This is a genomic window from Arenimonas sp., from assembly GCF_019459675.1.
Taxonomy (GTDB): Bacteria; Pseudomonadota; Gammaproteobacteria; order Xanthomonadales; family Xanthomonadaceae; genus Arenimonas.
Map to the genome: position 1 here is coordinate 1 of NZ_JAIBFH010000397.1, position 3,898 is coordinate 3,898.

Consider the following 3,898-nt stretch of genomic DNA (forward strand, 5'->3'; position numbering starts at 1 on the left):
AGCGTGTCGCCGCGGGTGTCGCGCAGCAGCGGCACGCCGTCGCCGGCGCTGGCGGCCAGCGGGCGGCGCGACAGCAGGGGTGCGGTGTCGGTGGCGCGCAGTTCGTCGCTGGCGTCGATGCGGCGTGCGGCGGCGTCGGCGGTTTCGGTGCCCGGCAGGCGCACGCTGCGCGGCAGGTCCGCGGCGGCGGTGTCGAAGCCCCATTCGCGCAGCGCGGCGCGGTCGCCCTGCGACAGGTCGCCGGTGATGCGCAGCATTACGCCCAGGCCCTCGCGTGCCGCTTCGCGCAGCGCGGCGCGGCCGCCTGGGCCGAGGCTGCGCCAGGCGCGTTCATCCAGCAGCACGACGTCGAAGCCGCGCAGGGTGGCGGCGTTCACCGGCAGCGCCGGGTCGCCCAGCTGCACGCCGCCGCCCACGCTCACCTGGGTGCGCAGCGCCAGGCCGGCATCCACGGCCCAGCGGCGCAGGTACTTCAGTTCGGGGCTGGGCGCACCCGCCAGCAGCCAGAGGCGCAGCGGTGCGCCGGCCGTGACGTCCAGCGGCAGGGCGATGTCTTCGCGCACGGCGTCGTCCGCGTCGCGCCACTGCAGCCGGTAGTCCACGCGGCCGGGTGCCCCGGCGATGGCGTGCAGCGCGAAGCGGCCCTGCGGGTCGGGCACGGCGCGCTGCACCTGCGCGCCCGATGGATCCAGCAGGTCCACCGCCACGGCTGCGCCACCTTCGATGCGCCCGCGCAGGTCGAAGCGGCGGCCGGCGGTGGCGTGCGTGGGCGCCTGCAGTGCTACCAGCGATGTCGGCAGCGGCGACGGAGTGAACGAAATCGCCAGCCCGCGCGCGGCGTCGCGGTCGCGCGGCAGCAGGCCGTCGCCGAGGACGCGCACCGTGCGCGTGCCGGGGTGGCGGCGCAGCGCGGTGCCCAGGTCGGGCACGCGCCCGGCGCCCAGCGCGGTGCTGGCTTCCGGCAGCGCGACCACGCTGTCGGCGGGCGATGCCTTGCCGGCGGGGGGCGCGTTCGCCGTCAGCACCACCAGCGTGCCCGACGCAGTGGACTGCTTCGGCGGCAGCAGTGCGAAGTAGAGCAGCGTCGCACTGGCCGCCTGGCCGGCGAGCAGCAGCGCCGTGCGCCAGACGCGCTCGCGGCTGCCGCGTGCACGCAGCAACAGGCGCAGGCTCGCCACCAGGACCACCGCGGTCAGCAGTGCGGCCAGCAGGGCAGCGGCGCTCACGGCGAACGCTCCCGCGCCAGGGCGTCCAGGTAGGCCGCGCCGCGGGCATCCGGTGCGGACCGCGACGCGGCGGCGGCCGCCGGCGTGGCCAGCAGCGGCCACAGCTTGCGGCGCAGTTCCTGGCGGCAGGCGTCGCAGGCCGGGTCGCTGGCCAGCGCATCCAGCGCGGCCACGAGGCCCAGCGGGTCGTCCACCGTGGTTTCGTTCGCGCGCAGCCACGTCGCGAAGGCGTCGCGCTCGGCGGCGCTGTCGCCCGTGGCTGCCAGCGAGCGCCACAGCGCGAGCGCCGGCGACGACGGGGGCGCGGCCGGCACCAGCCCGGTGCGGCGGTCGCCCAGGCCGGCGCGGTCGCCGGTCATGCGCCGCGCTTCGTCGATAGGCGGCAGCTCCAGGCCCACGCGCGCCAGGTAGATGCGGCTGGCCTGCTGCACCTGCTTGATGAAGCCCAGGGCGCGATACGCGTGCGGCAGCGCCTGCGCGGGCCTGCCGCCGCGCAGCTCGCCTTCCGACAGCCACATCGCGTTCAGCGCCTTGCGCAGCAGTTCGCGCGTCTCGGGGTCGAGCAGGGTGGCGGCTTCCGAATCGTCATGCGTGTGGCCGAAGTCTTCCATCACGTCGGGCATCGCGCCCATCGTGGTGGGCGGCTCGCTGCCGTGGTCGTGGCCGTCGTCGAGGCTGTGCTGTTCGCCGTCGGCGGACGGCGGGGGCTCGGGCTCGCCCTCGGTTTCCTCGCCCAGGAACTGGCCGTAGCGCATGCGCAGGATGCGCTGGTCCACGCCCAGGCTGTCCGAGCGCTGCATGAACTTGTCGGCCGCCAGGCGCGGGCGCTCAGCCACCAGCGCTTGCGCGTCGATGATGATCTGGCGCTGGCTGCGGAAGTACGCTGGCAGGGTTTTTTTCACCAGCCCTTCCATGCCGCTGGACTCGGCGCTGGGCGGCGGCGGCCAGCGCAGGATCAGGCTCGTGCTGCGGCTGGACTGCGGCGAAGGCGCGCGGTTGTCGCTCACCACCAGGCGCACGATCAGGTCGTCGCCGTCACCCAGGCCCAGGGCCTTCAGGTCGATGTTGCGGACATAGCGTCGCTGCTTGCCGTCGCCTTCGCCCTGCAGCACCAGCGAGCGTTCGGTCACGGTGACCTGTTCGCCGCTGCCCTGCGCCAGCGTCAGGCCCAGACGCGCCCCGCCCAGGCCGTGGTCGTCGCTGGCTTCGAACGACAGCGCCCACGTGCGCTGGTCCGGCGTGGCCGCGGTGAGGCTGCGCTCGGGCGCGATCACGCGCACCTGCGGCGGCTGGTCGGGAATGGCGTCCAGGCGATGCCTTGCCTGGTCGCGCAGCGGCAGCGGGCCGCCCGGCACCACCCGGTACAGGGTGGACCGCGACAGCAGGCGCGTGGCGGTCCAGTCGTCGCCTTCGCGCGCCAGCGCCACGCGCTCGCCGTCGTGGAAGACCAGCTCGGCCGACGCCGGCTGCGGCGACAGGCGAAGGCGCCAGCGCAGCTGCGAGTTCTCCGGAGCCTTGGCCGACAGCTCGTTCGTGTCGCGCGCGGGCAGGGCGGTGTAGGCCGGTGGCGTCACGGTGAGCGTCGCGGCCACCAGGGTGATGTCGGTGGCGACGGCCGCCGGTGCGGCCGCGCCTGGCGGCAGATCGGCGACGAGGGGCTTCGCGCCCGGCCACAGCACCACCGCTGCCGCCAGCGCCAGGGCGATTGCCAGTGAGGTCGCAATCCATCGCGAGGGCCACGCGGGGCGCAGGTCGGGAGGCGCGCGGCCCAGCGTTTTCAGCAGGCGTTCGTGCTGCAGGACCTGCAGGCCGCTGAGTTGCCTTGTATCGACGAACAGCAGGTCGGCGCTGTCCTGCATGTCTGCGCGCCGATCGAGCTGGCGCGCAAACCAGCGGGCGTCCATGCGGTGCGCGCTTCGCCAGGCCCCGATGGTCGTGGCCGCCACCGCGACCAGCCCGAACGCCAGCCACGGCAGCGGAACATGCAATCGCCACGCCAGCGCGAACGCCAGCGCCAGCCAGGGCAGGGTGATCAGCACGGCGCTGAGCCACTGGCGCATGCGCGCAGCCGCGACAGCGCGCTGCAGGACCGGCGGCAGCGTCATGGCGTGGTCTCCCGTCGGCCGGAGGCCAGCCAGCGCTCCAGCGCGAACAGCGCCGCGGCCAGCCAGAGCAGCCACGGCGACAGGTCGCGCGGCGTCTCGGGGAAGCTCGGTCCGCCGGTGAGGGGTGCGTAGGCGCGGGCGTCCGCGCGCGGGGGCGCCGGCGGAGCAGTCTCAAGCAGCGCACGCAGGCGATCCGGAAAATCCGGCTGCAGCAGTTCCGGCATCGAGGCCGGCACCAGCGGCTGCGCGAACTGCAGCACGCGCCCGCGACCCAGCGCCGCCGAGCGTGCCAACGCCTGGCCGACCGGCGTTTGCCCGATCGGCGTGCCGGCATCGGGCAATGGCCAGGTGGCCTCGGCATCGACAAGCGCGGTGCCACCGAATCGGATCCACTCAAGCAGCGCTGTCGGCAGCTCACCGGGCGCCAGCCACACCAAGGGCCGCTGGTGTGCAGGCAACGCGGCATCGATGCCGGCGATATCCAGCGACGCCGCCAGCGCGGGGGGGGGGGGCCCCGGGGGCCGGGGGCCCCCCCCCGGCCCGGGGGGGGGGGGGGGGGGGGGGGGG

Annotated in this window: 2 protein-coding genes and 1 pseudogene; all 3 read right to left on the reverse strand. The window is 75.3% G+C overall.

Going from position 1 to position 3,898, the window contains the following annotated elements:
- Window positions 1-1,226 (reverse strand): carboxypeptidase regulatory-like domain-containing protein (locus K0M70_RS13155; RefSeq protein ID WP_290782676.1); only part of this gene is annotated, 1,226 nt, incomplete at its 3' end.
- Entirely contained in the window at window positions 1,223-3,331 is a 2,109-nt protein-coding gene (locus K0M70_RS13160; protein WP_290782677.1) for a hypothetical protein, read from the reverse strand. The genes K0M70_RS13160 and K0M70_RS13155, both read right to left, overlap by 4 nt.
- Window positions 3,328-3,898: pseudogene (locus K0M70_RS13165) on the reverse strand (hypothetical protein); the annotation flags it as partial. The gene K0M70_RS13160 and the pseudogene K0M70_RS13165, both read right to left, overlap by 4 nt.

Bases quoted from the DNA above. Each gene is read 5' to 3' on its own strand.
- K0M70_RS13160 (WP_290782677.1), bottom strand. From the start codon at position 3,331: ATGACGCTGCCGCCGGTCCTGCAGCGCGCTGTCGCGGCTGCGCGCATG.